Below are 21,323 nucleotides of genomic sequence, written 5' to 3'. Positions count from 1 at the left end.
CATTACCGTATCGTTGGAATATGAAGGATGAGCTGTGTTCCCACCCCCTGCGCTGCAATGATTTTGAGCTCCGCGTGCAATTTGCCGGCTCGTGATGCAATATTGCGCAATCCCCATCCGTGGCTCTGGACAGATGCGGGATCAAAACCGACCCCGTCATCCTTCACTTCAAAACGAAGGCCGCCGACTTCTTGCTGCAATACGACATCCACCGTCTTCGCTTTCGCATGACGCACCGTATTGCTTAAGGCCTCGCGCAGAATATGCAGGACATGCATGGTTTCGTCCTCGGTCAGGAGCGCCGAAATTGATAAATCGATGGTTTGCCGTATATTCAGAGGCTGTTCCGGCTTCATCGCTAGGATCACTTCATCGAAAGCTTCGTGGAACCGCTTAGCGGGAATGGTCGTCAGGCGCCCCCATTCAATATAGTTACGCAACTGCCGGATCACATCATTGAGACCGTCAATCGCCCTCTGAGCTCGTTGTGACGCGCCGGCCGGATCTTGATCGATAAGATAGCGGCAAGTCTCCAATGTCATTCCAATTGCATAAATCGACTGAATCACATGGTCATGGAGGTCTTGGGACAACTGTTCTCGCGCCTCGAGTGCATGACGTAGTCGGCCCTCACTGCTTCGCAGGGTTTCCTCAGCCCTTTTACGTTCAATCATTTCGGCTGCCTGCCTGGCGTACAGATCGGTGATTCTGAGTTCTCGATCCGAGGGGCGATGCACATGGCGAAAATGTGTGGAAATGACTCCCAGGAGTTCGCCATTTCGGCTAAAGAGCGGAGTACTCTGAACAGCACGAAATCCCGCTGACAGAGCGATCGGCCGGTGAGGTTCGAAGTCCGGGTCGGTAAGGACATCTTCGATAATAACCCGTTGCATCCGATGCAAAGCCCTCCCGCATGCCGAGCAGTCTTCGTGAACGCTGGCAAAGTGTTGAAGGAAGTCCTGTTGGAACCCGTGTTGTGCCACGATTTCTAAAGCACGGCTTTGAGGGTTGTAGAGCTGGACATTCCCGAAATGAGCGTCTTGTAATGACATGGTTGCAGTGAGGACCTCCTGGAGCAGGGGCTGAAGCGCAGTAGTGGTTACCAACCGTGTACTAAACTCATGCAGGCGACTCATTGCCATCAGTTCGTTGGCGAGATCCTCCTTAACAGCCAGTAGTTCATTCTCGACGCGTTTCCGCTCGGTAATGTCCGCAGTAATCCCACCGATGCCATAGAGTGCTCCATCCATGGCATGCAATGGAAACTTGTACACCACGCTTGTATGGGGGCCATCGTCGTGAAGCGCCACCTCTTCGAACGGCATGGCCTTCCCCATCTCAAGCACCTGTCGGTCGTTTGCTTGAAACGCGGCAGCCTGGTCGGCAGAAAAGATTTCCTCATCGGTCTTGCCTGCCACCTCGGCTGCGGTCACATGGAACGTTTTCTCAAACTGACGGTTGATCAGGAGATAGCGTCCGCCAATGTCTTTGAGAAACACCATGTTCGGTGTGTTAGCCATAATCGCTTGTAAACGCGATTCGCTGTCGAAGAGTGCTTTCGCTGCTTGCTTTCTTTCAGTGATGTCTACAGCGACGCCGCCGAGATAAATCTGCCCGGATGCGTCTTGAATGGGAAACTTGCATACCGCCCATTCTCGTACTCCAAGATGGACGTCCGGCGTTGTCTCGATACGATCGATCACCGTTAGGGCAGTCAGGCACTCTCGATCATGCCTGCAAAATTGCTCTGCAACTTCCGCCGACCACAAATCATGATCTGTCTTTCCAATCCATAGTTCCGCCGGCTTCTGGAAATGTTCTTCCATCCGCTTGTTCACATACAGATAGCGGCCCTGGGAATCCTTCATAAAGGCCAAGGATGGGCTATTATCCATGAAGGCTTGATAATGTCGCTCGCTTTCTCGGAGCGCGATTTCACTATGTTTGCGCGCCGTAATATCTTGAATTTGTGAGATGAAGTATCGAGCCCGCCCTTTCGAGTCATGGACCAGCGACACACTGAGCAGGATCCACACGAGATGACCCTGTTTGTGAAAGTACCGCTTCTCCAACTGGTACGAGCAAATTTCACCGTTTAGCATTTGACGAACAAACGCGAGATCGGCATCAAGATCATCGGGGTGTGTGATCGCTTGAAAGGTGGTGGAGAGTAATTCAGCTTCTGTATATCCGACTATCTTGCGCAAGGCAGCATTGACTTTGAGCCATTGTCCATCCACTCCAACTAAGGCCATTCCGATCGTCGCATGCTGAAATGCGCTGCTCAAGCGCTCATGATCTCCTGATAGCGCGTCTTCTGACGATTGTTGGTTCGCACGGGGACGGGCCTGGATGGCCCGGATTCGCGTCGGGATACGCACCTTGTTTAGTACGAGGATCAGTATCAAGGCGACCGCAGACATCGTTAGGACCGCGACCACCGCATACTCCCGTATTATCTGACCGAAAAGTAGCTCGCCTAAAAGCAGACACGTATAGAACGCTAGAAGGATGGCAATCCAGGCGATCAGGTAGAGAGACATGTTCATGGCTACATGTCGGGGAGAAAAGTTTTCAGTGCGGTCAGAGGGTAGAGTGGGTAGGGGTAAGTGTCAAGTCTAGGATTACTCCAAATAGTAAAGACGGGCTGAAATCTATACGTGTCCTTTTAGTCGATGGCAGCGCCAAGCTCCGGCATTGTGTGCGAAGCCTCCTTTAGGATATCGCGACATAGAAGTGCCGGAGAAACTCTAGGACGGGGGAGAAGGTCATCAGGAGCGGTTGACCTCTGCCAACCAACCGGAGGTCGTCGTAATCGATACTAGTATCCCTCTCACGAATGGGTACGTGGCCACCAAATGATCAAATCGAAGCATCTTTGAAACATCGTCATTGGCTTATCTTTGGACGATACGGATAGACCCCACCGACCAACCTTGATCTCACCCAGGCTATACCTTGCTTCATCGGTGCGTATCATTCGGTACCCTACAGACAGACTGTCCTCGAAGCCCAGTATGTCTCCTTCGTCCACCACCCTCCTGCGATAAGAGCAACGGATACCTCTGAAGAATTCAATGCTTAAGGAAGCGGTCAAATAGGACTTTAGATTGCATGGATCAGAGGTGAATGGAGAAACAAGGAGGTACCACATGATTGGATTACTTGGCGTGTTTGTCATGGGTGGACTCATCGGGCTGATTACATGGACTATGGCCGTCGAAGCTGAGTCGGAAAAGCGCCATCACCATGTAGGCTGAATCTTACGGTGAGAGTGAACGTCAGAACGATGATCGTCTTGGGGTAGCCGTGTGTTGGTCTGCTCATGGATGCCTAGAGCCGTAGCGGTCCGCATGTGTCGTAGACGGCTCGTTGATATCGGTTTCTATCGAATCGTTCAACAAATTTCCCCATGTCACGGCAGGAATCCCCCCTTGGCATCAAGCGGTAACTACCCCGGCCTATTAGGGTCCCCGCCGCCTACCGCTTCACATCCGTCGCTCACATATCCCACCCTCTCCTGGGGCCTCAGCAAGACTCTCTCCAGACTCCTTCTTCCGAAACGGTCCTGATGAGATTGTGGGGTCACCGAGCTAGTCAGAGTGTGCATCCAATCTGCATTGTTGAGATGCCCGCATGCCCACAACCGTTGATACCCACGCGCTCTTGCCGTACAAACTGTTCATGTCGGACTCGAATAGCTACTTGACCGATCGATTTCGAAATCATCACACCAAGCCATTCGGCATGAAGCTCTGCCAATTCTGGCGGGGGTCGCTCGGATCAGCAGCTTGGGGAGATGTTATACAGAGCTCTCCAGGCACAAGACTGCAATGCTGAGCACGTGAAGCGGAGAGACGGGACGAATATTGGTGAACGATGAAGCAGTGAAGCAGCTCCTGCAAACTCTCCTTGACTTATCCGTTGTTTCGAGTATTACTGTTTGAGCAATGGTGCCAAGAGAAAAAAGACACATTACGTCTCTTTCGTGGTGTGGCATTTTCGTTCTATGTCTCGCAATCTGCTTTCAGCTACTCGGTGTGCCTGGCACCTTATTCAATTTTGCCGATTCGGAAGATGACTTCCAGGCTTCAGTCATGCTGGGCTATACAATTATCGCAGCTGCCGTCTCTCTGTTGCCTTGGCTGAAATCCCTCTTCGGTTCCATAGAGATCACTGTCATGTACCACTTTGTTCCGACATACACGATGTTCCATCCGCCCGTTAGCCTCGCTTCTCTGTAACTCCCATTCTTTCACCATAGCGTTCTAGAGAGCCTTGCCCTGGGAGTTATCCTCTTACGACAGGAGAACGGGCAGCATGCATAACTTGAATAACGTTCTTACTGATTTGCGAAAAGATGCCTTAGAACTGAGGAAGTGGATGGAAGACAATCCCAAAGGAAATATAGACGTAATGGATCAGGTATTTATCGAAAATACTATCCAGTTCCTCCAAATAACGTATGCAACCTGGAAATCTCGAAATGGTTTATGAAGTTTGCCACACATTCCTAACCTTAACCACAACAATCCCCCGTATCTTCCGATGGTTGGCAGCAATGAGGCTTCCCTTTGTTTCGAATACAGCAGGTACCTTCGAGCTGATCCGTCTTGCGGCAAGCAGCTAGGCATTCTCCTTCTTTGCTGTATTGGTGGAAAAAACCTCACCTCAGTAAGATTGAATCCCAACTCTAGAAAATCGGACGGCGGGAATGACACCACAAACACTTCCGGGGATTTCATGGCCTTGTAATCCCAATAGAATCGCAGACCTCCAATTTCCGACGCCTTAGAATTGACTCGCAACTACGCCGTGGGCCACAGGCTAAATCAATCGACAGCATCGGCAATGAGTCCGCGGTCGGTTCATTGCCGATACTGTATGACATTTACTAAGGAGCAATGTTCTCAAATTGTTCAACGGGGCCGGGGTTGCGATGGCCGCTACCTCCTACCCAGACGCTGGCAGTGCGATCCATGCGCGCGCCAGGCGAATTTTCATTCAGCCGAACCTGATAATCATACTTGCCCGGCTGTGAAAAGCAGAGACTGGCACTCGAATCCGGGGGAAGTACCGCAGAGAGCACGGTTTGATCGCTGCCTGCGAAGCCGGTTCTACAGGACGTGCGTAGCAGTTCGGCTTTGGGAAAAATCACAGAGATCGGTTGAGTTGTGTTGTTGACCCATCGAATTTCGTCGCCTTTCGCGGCATTCATTTGGAGAGGATCTATTTGCTGCCCCACATTGACCGTGTGAACCATACCCGGTTTGGTGGATGCCTTAGTGCCGCTGCATCCCACATTAACGAGGGTGAGCATGATGACAAGACCTGTCCAATAGTGTTTTGGAGAAGACAGCATACCGTTCTCCTTTCTCTGCAATGTGTTGCTCCGAGCGAACCATTGGAGTTGACAATCCGTCGAGCAAATTTCTCCTAGGTCGGAATCGAGGGTCTGTCGTTTGCAGCCGCATCTTCCCACGTCATGCTCCGTAAAGAGGAGGGTACCTTGTCCACGGCTTCACGAATGAATTGATCCAACATCTCGACAGACGTCTCTGATTTTATGAGGCAGGCCTGTGCCCCATTCATGATGGCTACGTCATGGAAAGCGCGATTCCCAAGCCCGGTCAGTACGATAACAGCGACCTTGGGTTGCTGAGGATCGGGAAGAATATTGAGCAATAATTCAAACCCCGACATATCAGGTAAAGTGAGATCCATGATGACGCAATCGAAGTGCGCCTTGCGGAGTGTCTCCAACCCGGATTTCCCGTCGATTGCTTCGGCGATCCGGTAGCGGGACCGTGACGTATTGAGTCGGGACGTGTATTCCAGCCGGTCCGAGTGACTCGCATCGACAATGAGGACTGAAAGATCGTAGCCGTCCTGATCCATAACCCATCCCTCCATGGGCCGCGCTGATCTACCCTGATGAGTATTCGACCAGATTGATGCGACCCTGTCGTATATTGGTGACCTTCTCGGTATCCTCCGCAACCCTCTCCCGCCTGCCGGACATCTGAATAACGATGATCGTCGTTAGAAATTTGACCATCTTGTCCCCGGTCTTGGTCTCCTACGCGCAGCCTGCATGGAGCCCATGTTCAATCGATAGCCGCGTACAATTCATTTCGTGCGCCCAAGCGAGTCTGCGGATTCGTACACCTTCTCCTTTCTTCCCAACAACAATGGTTGGAGCAAACCGTTGCATCGGTTGTGCCGATGCGGCGAGTAGGAGTGCCTTCTCGCCCGCTTGCATTGAACGCGAGAGGCAACAATGTGTCTGTGGTGAAGATCCACACAGCCCTTGGCCATTGAAGATCGGAGGCGGGCAGAAAAAGATATGGTCCCGAAATGAGCATACAAACAGTGCGAAAGCGAGCGAGGCCGCTCACCGCGCTCGATGGAAATCCGCACGATCTGAAAGGATGGAAGGATATGCCGTTCAACTGCTCAGAGACGAGTTGTCTTTACAGAACAAAAAGTCTCACAAAAGGTTGCATCACGGGTGTTATGCAGGCATGCGCATATTTTATTTCCCCTTTTCAATTTGGCCATCCGAATCCCAGACAACGTGTATGACTTCAACGTTCACACCATTGTTGGTCCGGCGAAATGACAAATCGGCCGACGCTTGACCGACGTGGAGCCCTTGTCCATCGAGTGTACCGATTCCGCCGGGTAGCGCGACCGGACGATGCGAAGCCGTTTATCGAACGCGGCTGACTCCAACCCCAATGGCGTGGTGACAAGAAATGGAAATTCCAAGTTAATACCAAATGCACAAAAGTATTCGAAGCGCTTCGTGTAGCACGGATCGAAGGGGTCACATTGTCCGCAGAGAAACTTGATGAAAGGTTGGCATTTGAATGGATTGTGCTCCACGTAGGAGAGAAGCCAGATCGATAGTATTCCGGCCCGGTCAAGCCTGATCTGGCTGACCAGCGAATCGGCTTCTAGCTTGGCTTTTCGGTCTCTTGACCAGCTGCTCCCTCCCGGAGCAGACTACGGCATCTTCCCATATAACGCAGGAGGTCATCCATGGCGTACTCCTCACCTTTCGCTCCTGCTGAATTATCATCCACCGGAAACTATGACAGGAAATCAGTACTGATCATTGACGGCACTCTCAATGATCGAGAGTACTATGCTGACCGTCTTGTACCTGAGTATTTCCTGCTCATGACCGACAGAGGGAAGACCGGCCTCGAATGTTTCTACGCCCACCGAATCGACTGTGTAGTCCTTGAACTGGATCTTCCTGATATGAGCGGATTTGAAGTACTCGTTGAGCTGGTTCCTGTGGCTCGTCATCCGACTGTTCCTGTCATCGTTCTCACCAGACTCCCGAACCGAATGCTGACCGAACTTGCTGTGAAGAACGGCGCTCAAGCAGGGTTGCATAAACCTACGACAACAGGGGATCAACTCAGAGAGGCAGTGTTCAATGCAATAGCGGCAGTTCCTCGTGATGACAAGGAAGACAGAGAAGTCTTCAAGTTCTCTCGCTCAAAAACTGAGTCACCTGTGGCTGTGAGTCCTCTGGGACGAGGACCGGCCAGAGGCTAGACCATCCTATGACCGGCCAGGAGCGGTCCGGCTCCTCGATTCGGAGAACATATTACTTTTCGACGGTAAAATCGTCATCCCTCCACCACTGCCACCGTCCAATTCCATAACAGGATAGCCTTTCTCCGAAGACTCCATGGCTGCCGTTGCAGCGAGATGACGGACTTGGGAATAGCAGTACAGGACATTTATCTGTCCTTGCACAGGTCTTTTAAGGTCTGCCAACGATCCTTGGGCAGATTGATCGCACCCGGAATGTGGCCCTGTGCTTTCATCATCCGTTCGAGTTCCACAGGCCGGTGGTAAACGCCATCCTTGCCTCGAAAGATGTCTTCGCCTTAGCCGGATCGTTAATCGTAACTTGTGTTGTCATGGTTCTTCCTTCCTTCATTGAATTATCTCTTGTAGAGTACGCGCTCGTGAGTTGGACGGCGCATCTGTTTGCCTGACTGCAGTTCCTGTAATCTGCCCGATCTCTGCCTCGGTATTCATCACAAAGGGACCGTACCGAGCGACCGGCTCGCCCAGCGGATTGCCAGGAACCAAGTACATTCCCAGTTCTAACCGGTTCAGAAGGGTGAAAACCGTCAAATGACGTATGGACATAAGGTGTATGAATAAGACCACTGGCGATCCAGTGCCGTATGGTCATATTATTCATGTCGTGAGATTTGCATTTCAGCTATGAGGAGTCGTATGGAAGGTCTCATTATGGTTGGCCGACAGATCCCTAGGATGGCGAGCGATGTTCGATCAGACGATGGTTGTCAGGTTCATCGCCTGCAAACAGCTGAACGAACAATGAGAGAGGGTAGCCGTTCGCTTCGTCAGGATATTCCGCAATGAGCCGTATACTCCGGCAGATGTGGCACTCGTCAATGCTTACGGGTTGTCTATTGGTGGCAACGAGCTGCAGCCATCCAATCAATTGGTACGATCAAGCAGAAATTTCTCGAAACATCGCGGTCAAGTACGACGATATCAAGCAAGTTACTTCTTTCATTGGCCCCAATTGCGCCTTGGAACCCAAGGAAGACACCGTACAGTTACGTGCCGTCAAGGGTGCCGGCATCAGTACCTATCAGATCTATATTTCGGATCGCTATGACACGGATTTGATTCAAGGCACCTCGGGATGGCGGTTATATTCACAGATCTATGATGACGACGGAAGCCCTCTATCGACGACGGTGATAGCCAGAAACCCCGACGGCTGCGGTGGCGCCATCTGTTCTCATATAGAAACCATCAGTGCCGAGATCAGCCGTGAATACCTCGAGCATCACAAGGCGAGTGGGGTTACACTCAAAGTCAGAGGTAAAGCTGTAGAGTCGATATTTTTTGTGCCTTCAGGATACATCCAGGCCTTTCTGGCAAAGGTGTCCTGATACACATACCGCCATCGCGGGATTGCCGGTCTATGCAGAGGACGAAGACATGCAAAATCCGGTGGAAGCAGCAATTGCTCATCATCACCCTGGTGCCAGCGGCAGGACACGATTTCCGTCTGATGTCGAAGGCCGCCGGATGGTATTTCCGAGTGCGAGCGGCCTGTCGGGGGATGACAACGCAGTAGGAAGCTATCAAACGGCCGGTAATCACAATTTGCAGGATGTATCGGCATGTGTGCCGAGGGCGCTCTCTCCCGCTGCTGTTGCGAGGATCTTGTAGTGACCAAGACCCAGTTCTTTCCCATAGGCTTCGCCTACCAGCACGTCTTGGACATGTTGGTGGTTTGATGCTTGAAAAACGGACTTTCCTGTTTTGAGGCCATCAAACTCATGTCCAGCCAACGTCTTGATCAAAGCCGGTGTGTCGGTGCTCCCAGCACGCTCCATTGCCTCAAGAATTTGTGTCATGGCCGCATAGCCCAAATAACATCTGGAGGTCGGCGTATGGTTATACTTATCGATGACTGCCTGAATGAATCGTTTTGATCCTTCAGTTTGTATTTTGGGATCCCAAATGAGTCCCCAGATGCCGGCATTGTTGGCATATCCAAGAGGCCGGCCAATCTGTTCACCGCCGAGCATTCCTCCGACGCCGATCTTGTCCTTCGCGAGGCCCAGCTTCGTATAGCCCCTGAGCGCATGCACGAGGTCCCAGCCATATATATTCAGAATGATTGCCGTGGGCTCTTTTTTCTTGGCTTCTTCCAATACAGAAGAAAAATCCGTTGAGCCGAACGGCATCATGATCTCTCCGACGAGTTCAACGTTGTGAGCCTGGGAGGCTGTGCTCATGGCCTGGGCCATCGCCTTACCATCCATATTATCGGCGGTAATCATAGACCAGCGAGTCCCATAGGCTTTTACGAGGTAGGGAGCGACCGCATTCGCCATCATCGGAGCATTCGGCATGAACACGAAGGTCTGTAAGTTACAGGAGCTTCCGGACAATTCAGGAATAGACGCGCCGGTCACCATGAATAATTTGTTTTCTTTCTGTGCCAACGCACTGACCGCTAGCGCGCATTCTCCGTTGAATGTCCCCATCAGTGCATCGACCCGATCTTCCTTGATGAACTTTGTCGCGACTTGGACTGCCTGCTCGGGATTCGACGCATCATCTCCCTCCAGAATGACAACCGGGCGCCCTATGACACCGCCACGTTTGTTGAAAAGATCGACAGCGACGTTCGCACCATGCACATCATGAATCGAGGAGGTCTTGTATGGGCCGGTAAGGGGATCAATAATCCCGATCTTGATGGGCTCAGCCGCATGTGCCAATTGTTGATTCCGGGTTGACCCAATTATGCGGTTGGCCAGATCACCCATGAGCAGGGTGCTGCCAGTCAGAGCCGAAAGTTGCAAAAACCTTCTGCGCGAAATGGTTCGCATGCTCATGCCTCCTTTGATGAGTAGGCCCAGCCCGGATTTCGGCGAGCATCCTAATCCAATTTGGCGCCCGTTGTCTTGTACTTGTCTCCTGGGGAGGGGAGGAGCGAGTTTGGCAGGGATCAGTCTCTTCGACTATGCTGGTAAAGGCTCGAATCCTGGCTCCAGGGAACTGGAGCCAGGATTCGAGCGTCAGAACCTTACGGCTGCTAGAGCGAATGTGATGACTTTGAAAATGACGTTCGTTGTCGCGTCTCTAACTGTTCGTCAGGCCTTTGGCTCTACACAGCCCGCCCGACTCTGGAGCCGACAGAAGCGATAGGCGGACAAGTCTGACCAAAAGTGTAAACTGTTCTTGGCATCGCCCCAGGAGTTGAGCACCTCCCTGTCGAAGAGGTTCTGTCCCCCGACACGCCGGTCAGCTCCCGCGACGAGCAGGGCTCCCGTTTGTGAATCCTGCGCCGTAAACTCGACCGTGACCTCTCCTGCGAATGCAGGCTTTCCGCTGAAATACGTCCAGATCGTATTCAACACCTGGAGTTCCAGACTTACTTTGGACAACAACGCCGGAGCAACCCATGATTTTTCCGCGTGAGTGATGGCGACCTGGATGAGCATAGTGTCCGGTGCTGGTTGCTCCACCACTTCAAAGTCCCGGAAGAGCTTGAGATAGAGCGTATCGTGCAGGGAGTCAGCCAACTTCTGGAGTTCTTCGCGCTGGTCCTGGGGTAATTGTGATGAAAACCCTTCCCAGATGTGCACGGGCCTCAGGATGACTTTGCGGTAGCTTGACCAATCGACATCAGGGTTCTTGTAGTCACGGATCCCGCTGCCGACCGAACGGGCATTGAGTTGGGCGTGATAGGCCTTGAGAAAGCCTGATGGCTGGACATGCTTCGCTTCGTAAGTCGAGGAACAACCTCCGGCAAAGCTCAGCAGTACGATCAAAATTGTGGTCTGAATGCGTATCATGATGATTCTCCTTGCTGTTCCACCGTCGCATGGAACTGGTTGTAGTTGAGTGATGCGCTTGCGATGTCGCTGTCACGTATGGCACAGAGCGTGCCGGTTAAACATTCGGCGAGTCATCGGACACAAGTGATTGTTAGAACGGGGAATTGGCAAAACAGGATGGAGCGAGGCTATTGCACGGGGTTCCTCTGTCGGCAACCGTTCGACGGCATGTCGGCAATTGCCGAGAGGATCGGCATTAGATGGGGCGGGTGATCCTGAGTCGTTGCATCTTCGACTGAAGGGTGGTTCGCTTCATACCGAGTTGGGCTGCGGCTCCTGTTGGTCCACTGAGGACCCATTTGGTCGCTTTGAGAATCTTCAGAATGTGTTCCCGTTCCGTATTTTCCAAGGTTGCATGAGGCTGTGCGCCGTCCGCTACGGATTCTAGCTCGGTCAATGGGACGGCGAGTACGGAGCCCTGCGAGAGGATGACCGCCCGTTCAACCAGGTTTTCGAGTTCACGGACATTGCCCGGCCAACTATATCGAGACAATGCCGTGATCGCCGCTGCGGGAATGGTCTCAATCCGCTTGTTCATGCGGCGGGCAAATTGCTGAACAAAATAACGAACCAGCGTCGGGATATCTTCACGGCGCTCACGAAGCGGAGGGATCGAGAGCGGAAAGACATTCAAACGATAATACAAGTCGCTGCGAAAGTCCTTCTCCGCCACCATCTGCCCAAGATTCCGATTGGTCGCCGCGACCAGACGGACGTTAACCCGGATCGTTTTTGTGCCGCCCAAGCGTTCGAACTCTTGTTCCTGAAGCACCCGTAGCAGTTTCGACTGGAGTTCGAGAGGAATATCTCCAACCTCGTCGAGAAACAGGGTCCCACCGTTTGCCAGCTCGAACCGGCCGACTTTGGTCGCGATCGCGCCGGTGAATGCTCCTCGTTCATGGCCAAATAACTCGCTCTCGAGTAATCCGGTGGGAATGGCCGCGCAATTCATCTTCACGAACGTCCGTTCGCGCCGCTGGCTGCGGTTGTGGATGGCTCGGGCGATGAGTTCCTTCCCTGTACCGGTCTCGCCAAGAATCAGAACCGTGCTATCGGTCGGCGCGACGATCTCGACCTGTCTGAGCGCGTGCTGCAAGACGGAACTATCACCGATAATTTCTTCGAAATTGTGCTCAATGCGGATTTCGTCTTCGAGGTAGAGTTTTTCTTGTGTGAGCTTGTCCTTCAATCCAGTGACTTGGCCGTACGTTAAGGCGTTGTCAATGGCAATGGCCAGTTGAATGCCGAACTGCATGAGGAAATCGACCTCCTCCTCGGTGTAGGGTACCTCCTGTTTCCTCCCCAGGCCGAGATTACCCAGGACGCGGCCCCGATGTATGAGCGGGACGATACAGCCGCCGACTATGTCGATGGTGGCGAGGAAGGCGGCCTCCGTGGGAAATCGCGTGGGATCGAGACGAGCCGCGACATACGGTTTGGCGGATTGGAACACCATCCCGTGGAGCGTGCCTTCAACTGGTTCCCACAATGCGTCTTCCGCGAGCCATTGCCGATCGGGGAAATCCAAGGCATAGGTCCGAAGGTGCGTACCTTCGGCGTTCGGCAAATGTACGGTGACAATGTCGCATTGCATCACCCGTCTGACGCCCGCCACTGTCGCGTGCAGCAGATCGTGCAACTGGAGGTTCGACGTGAGGTTGCCCGTCACATCCATGAGCAAGCGCAGGCGATCGCGCTCTTTCATGAACCGGCCTTCGGCCGCGCGCGCCCTCGCGTAGTTCAACGCGTTTTCCACCGCGATTGCGACCTGTACGCCGATACGACCGAGAAGATCCGCATCCTCGTCGTCGAACGCGCCTTCCCGTAAGCTGATCACGCTCAAGGTGCCAAGTGGCAAGCCACGTGCGATGAGAGGAACGGCACAACCGGACCTGAGGCCTTCCGCCGCCGCTCGCTTGACGATATCCGCGTCAAACTCCGTGATGTCCAGCTTCCTGATCAATACGGTTTGACGAGTCGTAAAGGCCAGACCCTCCGGAGTTCCTTCCCACGGAATCGGCGTCCCTTGGCCGGCGAAATCCTGTTTGCCGGGAAAGTCCAGCACATGAGCAAGCAACTGGCAGCTTTCGGGATCATAGAGGGCAAGTGCCGCAACATCGTGTGGGATGACGCGCCTCAGACAGTTGGAAATTTCTTCTAAGAGCTTCCGCAGATCGAGGTGCGACACGACGGCATTGTTGATCTCGAGCAAGACCCTTAGGCGGTCGCGCTCTCGCGCCATCGCTTCCTGCGCCGAGGCTGCGCTTGTGCAATGAAGAGCGCCCTCGACCGCAATGGCGACGTGTTTGGCGACCTGCTGCAGAAAATCGACTTCCGACTGTTCATAGTGATTTACGACCATGCCGGCTATAACCATGGCTCCCAACCGCCGGCGATCGGTTGTAAGAGGAACTGTGCAGAAGGACTGAACTCCTGCCCGTTGGACCTTCGGCACCATCTTGGGGAATTGCGTCTCTAGTGCCACGTTGTGGCAGATGAAGGGTCCCTGATGCTTCCAGACCCAACCGCCAGGAACATCTTCGACTGGATACTCATGTTCCACAAGACTTACCGGCTCGAAACTCACCAAACTATGCACACGCATCGTGTTCCGTTCGGGGTCATGAAGCGCTATTTCAATAGCCGAACATCCTGTGATGGAAGGCAGTTTGTTGGCCAGGTCTTGGAACAGTTCAGATATGTTCTGGTGGGCTGCGATCGACTTGGCGAATTCGAGGAGTGCGGCGTGCTGATTGACCAAGGCTTTACCCTGAGTCATGCCCGTAAGCTCCAAAGGGGCCCTCAGTATGCGCTTACATCGATGGTCGGCTCAAGTATGGACACGCAGCCTTGATCCTATGCACTGACCGGATGAAGAGTCGATACCAGTGGAGGAGCAGGCCACCAGAAGAGGATGGACCACATAAGGGACAGATGACAGGCAAGGGGGAACGCGCGTTAAGCAGGACAGCGGATCGATAATGCAGGTGCTTGAGACCATAAGAGGCAACATTGCCGAGAAGCGAGGCCATCCGTTCTGTAACGCGAATGGCCTTCCGGTCTATTGGCTATGCCGCCTTTGTGCGTTTCCCATATTTTTGTTCCAGTCTGGCCTGTCTCGCGATGACTTGCTTGGCCAAGGATTGAGAATCGATGCCGTGACTTTCAGCTTCAGGAAACATTTCTCGTTCTTCTTCTTTGGCGTGGTGCTGCACAAGCTCGCCCAAGACCTTGAACTTCGGTGCGTAAGCTTTGCTGCCCGGACTCATCTTATGAAGTTCATGAATCAAAAACTTCACGACATGGTGCTCTTCACGCGCCTCGTCAATCATGCCCTCGTCTTTGATGGTCCGATTTATCGCCGGATAGACGATTTCTTCTTCGACAGCCGTATGGATCTCCAATGTCGTGAGTGCTTCGTGGGCTATCCCTGATCTTCTTTTGGTATCGGCTTTCTCAAATTCCGAGAAGAGCTTTTCCAGTTTCCGATGTTCGTTCTCGAGAATGGAGAAAACATTCGATTTCTGACCTCCGCCGGTCCCCATGAGTCTTCCCACGATCGTGCCGACGGTTTGAATCGCTCTGATCGCGCCACTGCCTTTGGATAAGGACATCGGCATGCTCTGTCTTTTGCCGGAACTCTTTGGGGTACGATTTTTTCGCTTCTGTGTGGTCGTGGGGTTCTTGTGAGTTCCGTGCTTTCGCGCGGCACGTGGCGACATGATAGGCCTCCTTGGTTTCTCGGTATGATTTGCAAGTCTTGCTCGACGTATCTCATTCAAAGATTTGGAATTGTTTCGCCCGATTGATTTGCCTTCGTGCAAACAAAGTACCAGTCACGGAAAAAATGAAAAGCACGTGAAAAATTGAAGCTCATCGATTCAGCGCGGCTTGATAGAATTTTGGTTTTGAGACAAGTTGTCCCGGTGAATGCGTTTATCGGACAAATTGGAAAATCGAATGTTTGCGCCGATCGTGAAATGGAGTGCCTTGCGGTCTATCTCGAGATGATGAATGATCATAGTCGGCCGGCATAAGCCGGCTATCAAAGGGGGGCAGTACGGGATGGCAATTTCACGGCGCGTGTGGTTTGGCCGGATGGTGCAAGGGTTGCTCGGAACGGCACTCGGGGAAACACTTCGTTCCCGCTTGGCTGTGCAAGCGGCCGGCTTGGACGCTGGGCGTCACCGCGAAGGGCCGTTGATCACGCGAGTCACTAGGCCATTTGATGCCGAAACGCCTGTCCGCGAGCTCGTCGCGTACTTAACGCCGAATCATCGATTCTTCGTACGAAGCCACTTCGGTCCGCCGATGCTCGAGTCCATCGCCGAAGCGACCTGGACATTGCGCGTTGCCGGGGCGGTCGATAAGCCGCAGACTATTGCGTTGGACGATCTCCGACGGATGCAGCCGGCGACCGTGACCGCGGTGCTGCAATGCAGCGGGAACGGGAGGGCGTTTCATCATCCAAAAGTCACCGGTGTGCAGTGGGAGCGTGGCGCAGTGGGTAATGCGGAATGGACCGGCGTACGGCTTCGCGACCTGTTGACGGAGGCAGGAGTGGACCCACGTGCGCGGCATGTTCAATTTCTCGGAGCCGACCGCCCTCCGCTATCCTCGGTGCCGCTGTTTCTCAGAAGTATTCCGTTGGCGAAGGCGCTTCATCCGGACACCCTTGTGGCGTATGAGATGAACGGTCGGCCTTTGCCCGTGCTGCACGGTGCGCCCTTGCGTGTCATCACGCCGGGCTGGATGGCGGACTCCTGGACGAAGTGGCTCACGCATATCACCGTACAAGAGGAAGAGGCCGAAGGCTATTACATGCAAACGGCCTATCGGATGCCGTTGCGGCCGTTGGAACCCGGTGCATCACCCGGCGGTGAAGCCATGACGCCGGTCGAAGCCATGACAGTCAAATCACTCATCTGCTCACCGGGAGAGGGCGATACCATTCCAATCGGACCGGTCACGATTCAAGGGGTGGCATGGAGCGGCGAAGAGAGGCCCGTGAAGGTCGAAGTGTCGATGGACGACGGACTAACTTGGAACAGTGCGCGATTCGTAGGCGATGACCGTCCGTATGCATGGCGACAATGGCAATACGTGTGGAAGGCTTCCACTGCCGGTACGTTTCCGGTCCGCTGCCGCGCGACGGATGAGATGGGCGCCATGCAACCTGCTGTCACTGCCTGGAACCCTGGAGGGTTCATGTGGAACGGATGGGATCGCGTCATGGTGACGGTTGTGTCAAATTCCGGAATGAGATCAGCACGATGAGCCAAAGGAACGGCGTCATTCTCTGCCTTGTAATAGGTCTTGGCGCGTGGACCGCTGTCACCGTCGCCCAGGAGGACGATCAGGGCGCGATCAGTGCCGCGCTGGCTCCCCGCGCGGAAGCGCTCATCATGGCGCGGTGTTCAGTGTGCCACAGCCCCGATCTTATTTCGCAACAACGGTTGTCGGAAGATCGTTGGGCGGCCACGGTCCAAAAAATGAAACAATGGGGGGCCGAAATGAACGATGACGAGATGGGTCTGCTCGTCCGATACCTCTCCGCCCGCTATCACCGATCAGCGCCACTACGACTTCCGCCATTGTTTGAAGGAAGCGGCCAATCTGAGCTGCCCATGCCGGACACCATGCGCGAGGAAAATCTGCCTGGCGTGGCCGCTAGAGGCGCACATGTGTTCGAGCATAATTGCCAGGCTTGTCATGGTGCACAAGGCGGTGGGGGCGTTGGACCCACACTGGCCAAGAATCCCATTCTTAAGTACGAAGACTTATTTTGGGAGACCGTGTTACATGGGCGTGGGCCGATGCCGGGCTGGAGCTCGGTTCTAACCCATCAGGACATTGCAGATGTATATGCGTGGTTACTGACGAAATGAGCGTCCATCAATCCTTCAGGAACCCTGTGCCGAACGAGATTGGTGGAAAGATTGTAAGCCTTTGCCTTGAATGACCATCCGCCCGACGCCTTTGGAGTCAGATGACCCTTCCGTGCCCCGCACCGTATCCGAGATCACTCACATCCGGTCGATTGATCTTAACCATAAGTCTGAGTAGACTGAGCGCATTCATGATTCATTTTTATTTGGGCAGATAGAGCATATCGGAGGTATCTATGCAGAAGGCGCCTGCCTCCTACTGGTCTCTTATGGCAACTGCGGTCGCCATGTTGATGTTGGGTGCCGGTCCATCGGAACCAGGAAAGGCTGATCAGGCGGTCAGCAGGCAGGGGGTGACAGTTGATGTGATAAAAGGCAAGGATGGCGCTCCCATGGTCCTCATTCCGGCAGGACCTTTCATGATGGGAAGCAATGACGGACTTCCGAATGAGCGCCCTGAACACCGTGTGACCTTGGACTCCTACTATATCGACCAATACGAGGTGACACTCAGTTTGTATCGAAAGTTTCTTGAGTCCGGTAAACATGATTCGCCTTCCACCTGGGATGACGAAGCGGCCACGACGGTTGGCGACAGGCCGGCCATCGGGATGAAATGGTCAGATGCCGCTGCGTACTGCCAATGGGTTGAAAAGCGTCTCCCAACCGAAGCCGAATGGGAGAAGGCAGCGAGGGGGACGGATGGGCGTCGGTTTCCGTGGGGACACATGCAGCCGTTTGTGGATATTGCGAATTACAATCGGGGCCTATGGGTCAGTGAAGCGGTCACATTGGTGCCCGTGACCGCGGGCCTGGAAGGGATGAGCGTTCGACATGGCCTGAAAGAGGGCGGCAAGAGCCCTTTCGGCTTGACGCATATGGCCGGCAACGCTTCCGAATGGGTGAGTGATTGGTATGACCGTGAATATTATCAGAAAGCTCCGGAATCAAATCCTCGCGGACCTGAAAACGGCGAGAAACGCGTTCTGCGAGGTGGCTCCTGGTCGGATTTACCGGCTGCTCTTCGTGTGACCGCTCGATTTTCCGCAGAGCCGGAGTTTGAAGACAGGACGATCGGGTTTCGCTGCGCGATGAACCAGAAGCAGTGAACCCCCACAGTCTCATCAGCTCTCCACTCGCCGTGACCACGGCATCTATCCCACGCCCTCAGCTCCTGTCCGTTATGTCGCCATTCCACATACCTTGCTCTGGTCATGTCTGAACGTGGGGTGACCGTTCTCATCATTGCGGCTATCGCCATTGGGTTCCTTTGGGCATTCCTTTCGATGAAAAACGGTTGGCTGGTCGATATGCCTGTTGGACCTGTTCCCACGGCGCTGCTTCCGGAATTGATCCCTTTGGTCAGCGGCGATGAACCGATCGGTGAGATGTTTGTGCGAGCCGGATGTGTCGTTTGCCATACGATTCCCGGCGTCGAGGCAGCCATCGGCCGGGTAGGGCCGCCGCTCATGCTCGGGACAACAGCGGTACAGCGATTGAATGATCCCGCATATCGCGGGCGTGCTAAGACCCCTCATGATTATATTGTGGAATCAGTAGTGGATCCCGGCGCGTATGTGGTGGCGGGCTATCCGGCGAATACAATGCCTGTCTGGTACGGAGAGAAGCTGAGCGCGCTCGCGTTGGAGAGAATTGCGTCTTATCTGGAAAAACAGAAAAGCAATTGATGTGCGGCGGAGACGCGGTGGAGAAACAGCCCCGAGTTAAGGACGCTTGCGGATCGGCGCGACGTTTCCCTGCAGACCGCCCTGAATCTTAAACGCGCTTTCCCCGCTGGCCTGCGGACCCTTGTCGAGGAGGGCATTGATCGCGTCATCGCCCTTCAATCCCTCCAATTTGATCTTCAGTCGAAGGTTGTTTGCGCTATCCGCATTGATCAACGCCTGCTCGAGAGAGATCTTCCCTTCTTTGTAAAGCTGCAACAGCACGTAGTCGAACGTTTGACAGCCTTCTTCGATTCCCTGTTCCATGGCTTCTTTGAGAATATCGATCTCCGCTTTCTTGACGAGATCCTTAATACGCGGCGTATCCATCATGATTTCGAGTGCAGGGACGCGTTTTCCGTCTACGGACGGGACCAGCCGCTGTGACACAATCGCTCTGAGATTCAACGAGAGTTGCAGGTAGATCTGCGCGTGCCGCTCGACGGGGAAGAAGTTCATGATACGCTCAATGGCTTGGTTCGCATTATTCGAGTGCAACGTGCCGATGCAGAGATGGCCGGTTTCGGCGAAGGTAATCGCCGCTTCCATCGTTTCCGTGTCTCTGATTTCTCCGATCAGAATGACATCAGGCGCCTGACGGAGTGTATTTTTGAGCGCGTTTTGAAAGGACAGGGTGTCAAAGCCGACTTCCCGTTGCGTGATGAGCGACTTCTTGTGGTTGTGCACGAACTCGATGGGGTCTTCGACTGTGACGATGTGGCCGGGATGCACGTCGTTGCGATGATCGATCATGGCCGCGAGGGTAGTCGATTTGCCGGACCCCGTTGCTCCGACCACCAGCACCAAGCCACGTTTGGTCATGGCGATGTCTCGAATAATCGGCGGGAGCCGCAGTTCGTCGACGGTCTGAATCTCGGCTTTGATATGGCGAAAGACCAGTCCCACGTTGCCGCGTTGCCTGAAGATATTGACGCGGAATCGCCCCAGCTCCTTGTAGTACAGGGCGAGATTCATCTCCATTTTTTCTTCGAATTCCCCACGTTGCTGGCCGCGCATGAGCGCGAGAGCCAGAGCTTCCAGCTGTTCGTTGGTAAACGGGGGCATGTTTGCGGGTTTGGTTGAACCGTGGACTCGATAAGTCGGAGGGGCTTCAACCGTCAGATACATGTCCGAAGCTTCTTGATCAACCATCACTTTGAGGAGCGTACGAACGTCCATGGGTCTCCCGTGAAGTGTATTCGGCGAAAGGGCTTAGGCGACGCCGACCGCGGCGCCGCCGAACAAATTGGGGTTCATGCTGCGCGACTGGGCTTCGCCTTTGGTGACGATGCCTCGCGTCGCAAGGTCGACTAAAGCCATATCCATGGTCTGCATGCCATCTTTCTGGCTGGCCTGCATGATGCCGGGGATCTGGTGCAGTTTGGCTTCCCTGATGAGGTTGCGGATGGCGGTTGTGGCGACCATCAGTTCGAGCGCCGCGACACGACCCCCCGTTTTTTTCTTGAGCAACGTCTGCGTGATGACGGCTTCCAGCGCTTCGGACAGCTGCGCTCGGATCTGGGCCTGTTGTGCGGGGGAGAACGCGTCGATGATGCGGTCGATGGTTTTGGGCGCACTGGACGTATGAAGGGTACCGAACACCAGGTGCCCAGTTTCGGCCGCTGTGAGCGCCAACTGAATGGTTTCCAGGTCCCGCATTTCTCCCACGAGCACAATGTCGGGATCTTCGCGGAGTGCCGATCGTAGGGCATTGGCAAACGACAAGGTGTGCACGCCCAGTTCACGCTGGTTGACGAGACATTTTTTTGATTTGTGCACGAACTCGATGGGGTCTTCGATGGTGATGATGTGCCCTTCGAAGGTATTGTTCAGATAGTCCACCATCGAGGCCAGGGTTGTGGATTTACCCGATCCGGTTGGCCCCGTGACTAGAATCAATCCCTTTTCCTTGTCGCACAACTGGCGCAGGATCGGCGGCATGCCGAGTTTCTCCATCGGGATGATTTCCGTGGGGATGTTCCGAAACACGGCGCCTAATCCGCGGTTCTGCACGAACACATTGACACGGAACCTGGCAATATCTCCCAGTTCGAAGGAAAAATCGCACTCGCGCTTTTCTTCGAATACCTTTCGCTGCGCATCATTCATCATGTCGTAAATCAGCGCGTGCGTCTCTTCCGCCGTGAGAGGAGGGTGGTCGAGCTTTTTGAGATCTCCGTGTAAGCGGATCATCGGAGGTTCGCCGGCACTGATGTGACAATCCGATGCCCCTTCCTTCGCTGAGAACGTCAGCAGTTTTGATATGTCCATGAAACCGACTCCTC

The 21,323-nt window shown here is 53.9% G+C and carries 16 protein-coding genes and 1 pseudogene; 6 read left to right on the top strand and 11 right to left on the bottom strand.

Annotation, left to right across the window (positions count from 1 at the left end; genetic code table 11):
- Window positions 1-2: 2 nt before the first annotated feature.
- From W02_RS08020 to W02_RS21530, 4 genes are all read right to left on the bottom strand, one after another.
- Complete coding sequence (locus W02_RS08020; RefSeq protein WP_173046518.1) at window positions 3-2,549, bottom strand: PAS domain S-box protein; 2,547 nt, start codon at window positions 2,547-2,549, stop codon at window positions 3-5.
- A 2,345-nt stretch (window positions 2,550-4,894) separates the two neighbouring features.
- Window positions 4,895-5,362, bottom strand: a complete 468-nt coding sequence (locus tag W02_RS08015; protein WP_173046516.1) for a hypothetical protein — start codon at window positions 5,360-5,362, stop codon at window positions 4,895-4,897.
- 74 nt (window positions 5,363-5,436) lie between these two features.
- A complete protein-coding gene (locus tag W02_RS08010; protein WP_173046514.1) occupies window positions 5,437-5,898 on the bottom strand; it encodes a response regulator in 462 nt (153 codons plus the stop codon).
- A 1,209-nt stretch (window positions 5,899-7,107) separates the two neighbouring features.
- Window positions 7,108-7,317 (bottom strand): hypothetical protein, encoded by a 210-nt coding sequence (locus W02_RS21530; RefSeq protein WP_232068685.1) that lies wholly within the window; start codon window positions 7,315-7,317, stop codon window positions 7,108-7,110.
- Here W02_RS21530 and W02_RS22075 point away from each other — a divergent pair.
- A complete protein-coding gene (locus tag W02_RS22075) occupies window positions 7,234-7,572 on the top strand; it encodes a response regulator (RefSeq protein WP_370467978.1) in 339 nt (112 codons plus the stop codon). The two genes, W02_RS21530 and W02_RS22075, sit on opposite strands and share 84 nt — an antisense overlap.
- A 387-nt stretch (window positions 7,573-7,959) precedes the next feature.
- Here W02_RS22075 and W02_RS22070 read toward each other — a convergent pair.
- A pseudogene (locus tag W02_RS22070) lies at window positions 7,960-8,124 on the bottom strand (pirin-like C-terminal cupin domain-containing protein); the annotation flags it as partial.
- Between the two features lie 290 nt (window positions 8,125-8,414).
- Here W02_RS22070 and W02_RS07990 point away from each other — a divergent pair.
- Window positions 8,415-8,960 carry a hypothetical protein gene (locus W02_RS07990; protein ID WP_173046510.1) on the top strand — a complete coding sequence of 182 codons (546 nt, stop codon included), beginning with the start codon at window positions 8,415-8,417 and terminating at the stop codon, window positions 8,958-8,960.
- A 210-nt stretch (window positions 8,961-9,170) separates the two neighbouring features.
- Here the strand turns inward: W02_RS07990 and W02_RS07985 are convergent, their stop codons facing one another.
- The 4 genes from W02_RS07985 to W02_RS07970 form a co-directional block, all read right to left on the bottom strand.
- Window positions 9,171-10,415, bottom strand: a complete 1,245-nt coding sequence (locus W02_RS07985; RefSeq protein ID WP_173046508.1) for an ABC transporter substrate-binding protein — start codon at window positions 10,413-10,415, stop codon at window positions 9,171-9,173.
- 264 nt (window positions 10,416-10,679) lie between these two features.
- A complete protein-coding gene (locus W02_RS07980; RefSeq protein ID WP_173046506.1) occupies window positions 10,680-11,384 on the bottom strand; it encodes a DUF3313 domain-containing protein in 705 nt (234 codons plus the stop codon).
- A 238-nt stretch (window positions 11,385-11,622) separates the two neighbouring features.
- Complete coding sequence (locus W02_RS07975; RefSeq protein ID WP_173046504.1) at window positions 11,623-14,205, bottom strand: sigma 54-interacting transcriptional regulator; 2,583 nt, start codon at window positions 14,203-14,205, stop codon at window positions 11,623-11,625.
- Between the two features lie 289 nt (window positions 14,206-14,494).
- The gene (locus W02_RS07970) at window positions 14,495-15,148 is read right to left on the bottom strand and encodes a hemerythrin domain-containing protein (RefSeq protein ID WP_173046502.1); all 654 of its coding nucleotides are present in this window, start codon (window positions 15,146-15,148) and stop codon (window positions 14,495-14,497) included.
- Window positions 15,149-15,440: 292 nt separating this feature from the next.
- Between W02_RS07970 and W02_RS07965 the strand changes: the two genes are divergently transcribed.
- From W02_RS07965 to W02_RS07950, 4 genes are all read left to right on the top strand, one after another.
- Window positions 15,441-16,703 carry a sulfite oxidase gene (locus W02_RS07965; RefSeq protein WP_173046500.1) on the top strand — a complete coding sequence of 421 codons (1,263 nt, stop codon included), beginning with the start codon at window positions 15,441-15,443 and terminating at the stop codon, window positions 16,701-16,703.
- Window positions 16,700-17,314, top strand: a complete 615-nt coding sequence (locus tag W02_RS07960; protein WP_197742177.1) for a c-type cytochrome — start codon at window positions 16,700-16,702, stop codon at window positions 17,312-17,314. The genes W02_RS07965 and W02_RS07960 overlap by 4 nt, the downstream gene beginning before the upstream one ends.
- Window positions 17,315-17,550: 236 nt before the next feature.
- Window positions 17,551-18,423: a formylglycine-generating enzyme family protein gene (locus tag W02_RS07955; RefSeq protein WP_232068684.1), complete on the top strand. Its 873-nt coding sequence runs from the start codon at window positions 17,551-17,553 to the stop codon at window positions 18,421-18,423.
- Window positions 18,424-18,528: 105 nt separating this feature from the next.
- On the top strand, window positions 18,529-19,002 hold the full coding sequence (locus W02_RS07950; RefSeq protein WP_173046497.1) for a c-type cytochrome: 474 nt from the start codon (window positions 18,529-18,531) through the stop codon (window positions 19,000-19,002).
- A gap of 36 nt (window positions 19,003-19,038) precedes the next feature.
- On the opposite strand, the gene W02_RS07945 is transcribed toward W02_RS07950, so the two are convergent.
- Window positions 19,039-20,217, bottom strand: a complete 1,179-nt coding sequence (locus tag W02_RS07945; RefSeq protein ID WP_173046495.1) for a PilT/PilU family type 4a pilus ATPase — start codon at window positions 20,215-20,217, stop codon at window positions 19,039-19,041.
- A 33-nt stretch (window positions 20,218-20,250) separates the two neighbouring features.
- Complete coding sequence (locus W02_RS07940; RefSeq protein ID WP_173046494.1) at window positions 20,251-21,309, bottom strand: type IV pilus twitching motility protein PilT; 1,059 nt, start codon at window positions 21,307-21,309, stop codon at window positions 20,251-20,253.
- Window positions 21,310-21,323 lie beyond the last annotated feature (14 nt).

It is taken from the genome of Nitrospira sp. KM1, from assembly GCF_011405515.1.
Lineage (GTDB): Bacteria > Nitrospirota > Nitrospiria > Nitrospirales > Nitrospiraceae > Nitrospira_C.
Note: the sequence above shows the minus strand (reverse complement) of the source record. Positions and strands in the feature narration are given on the sequence as shown.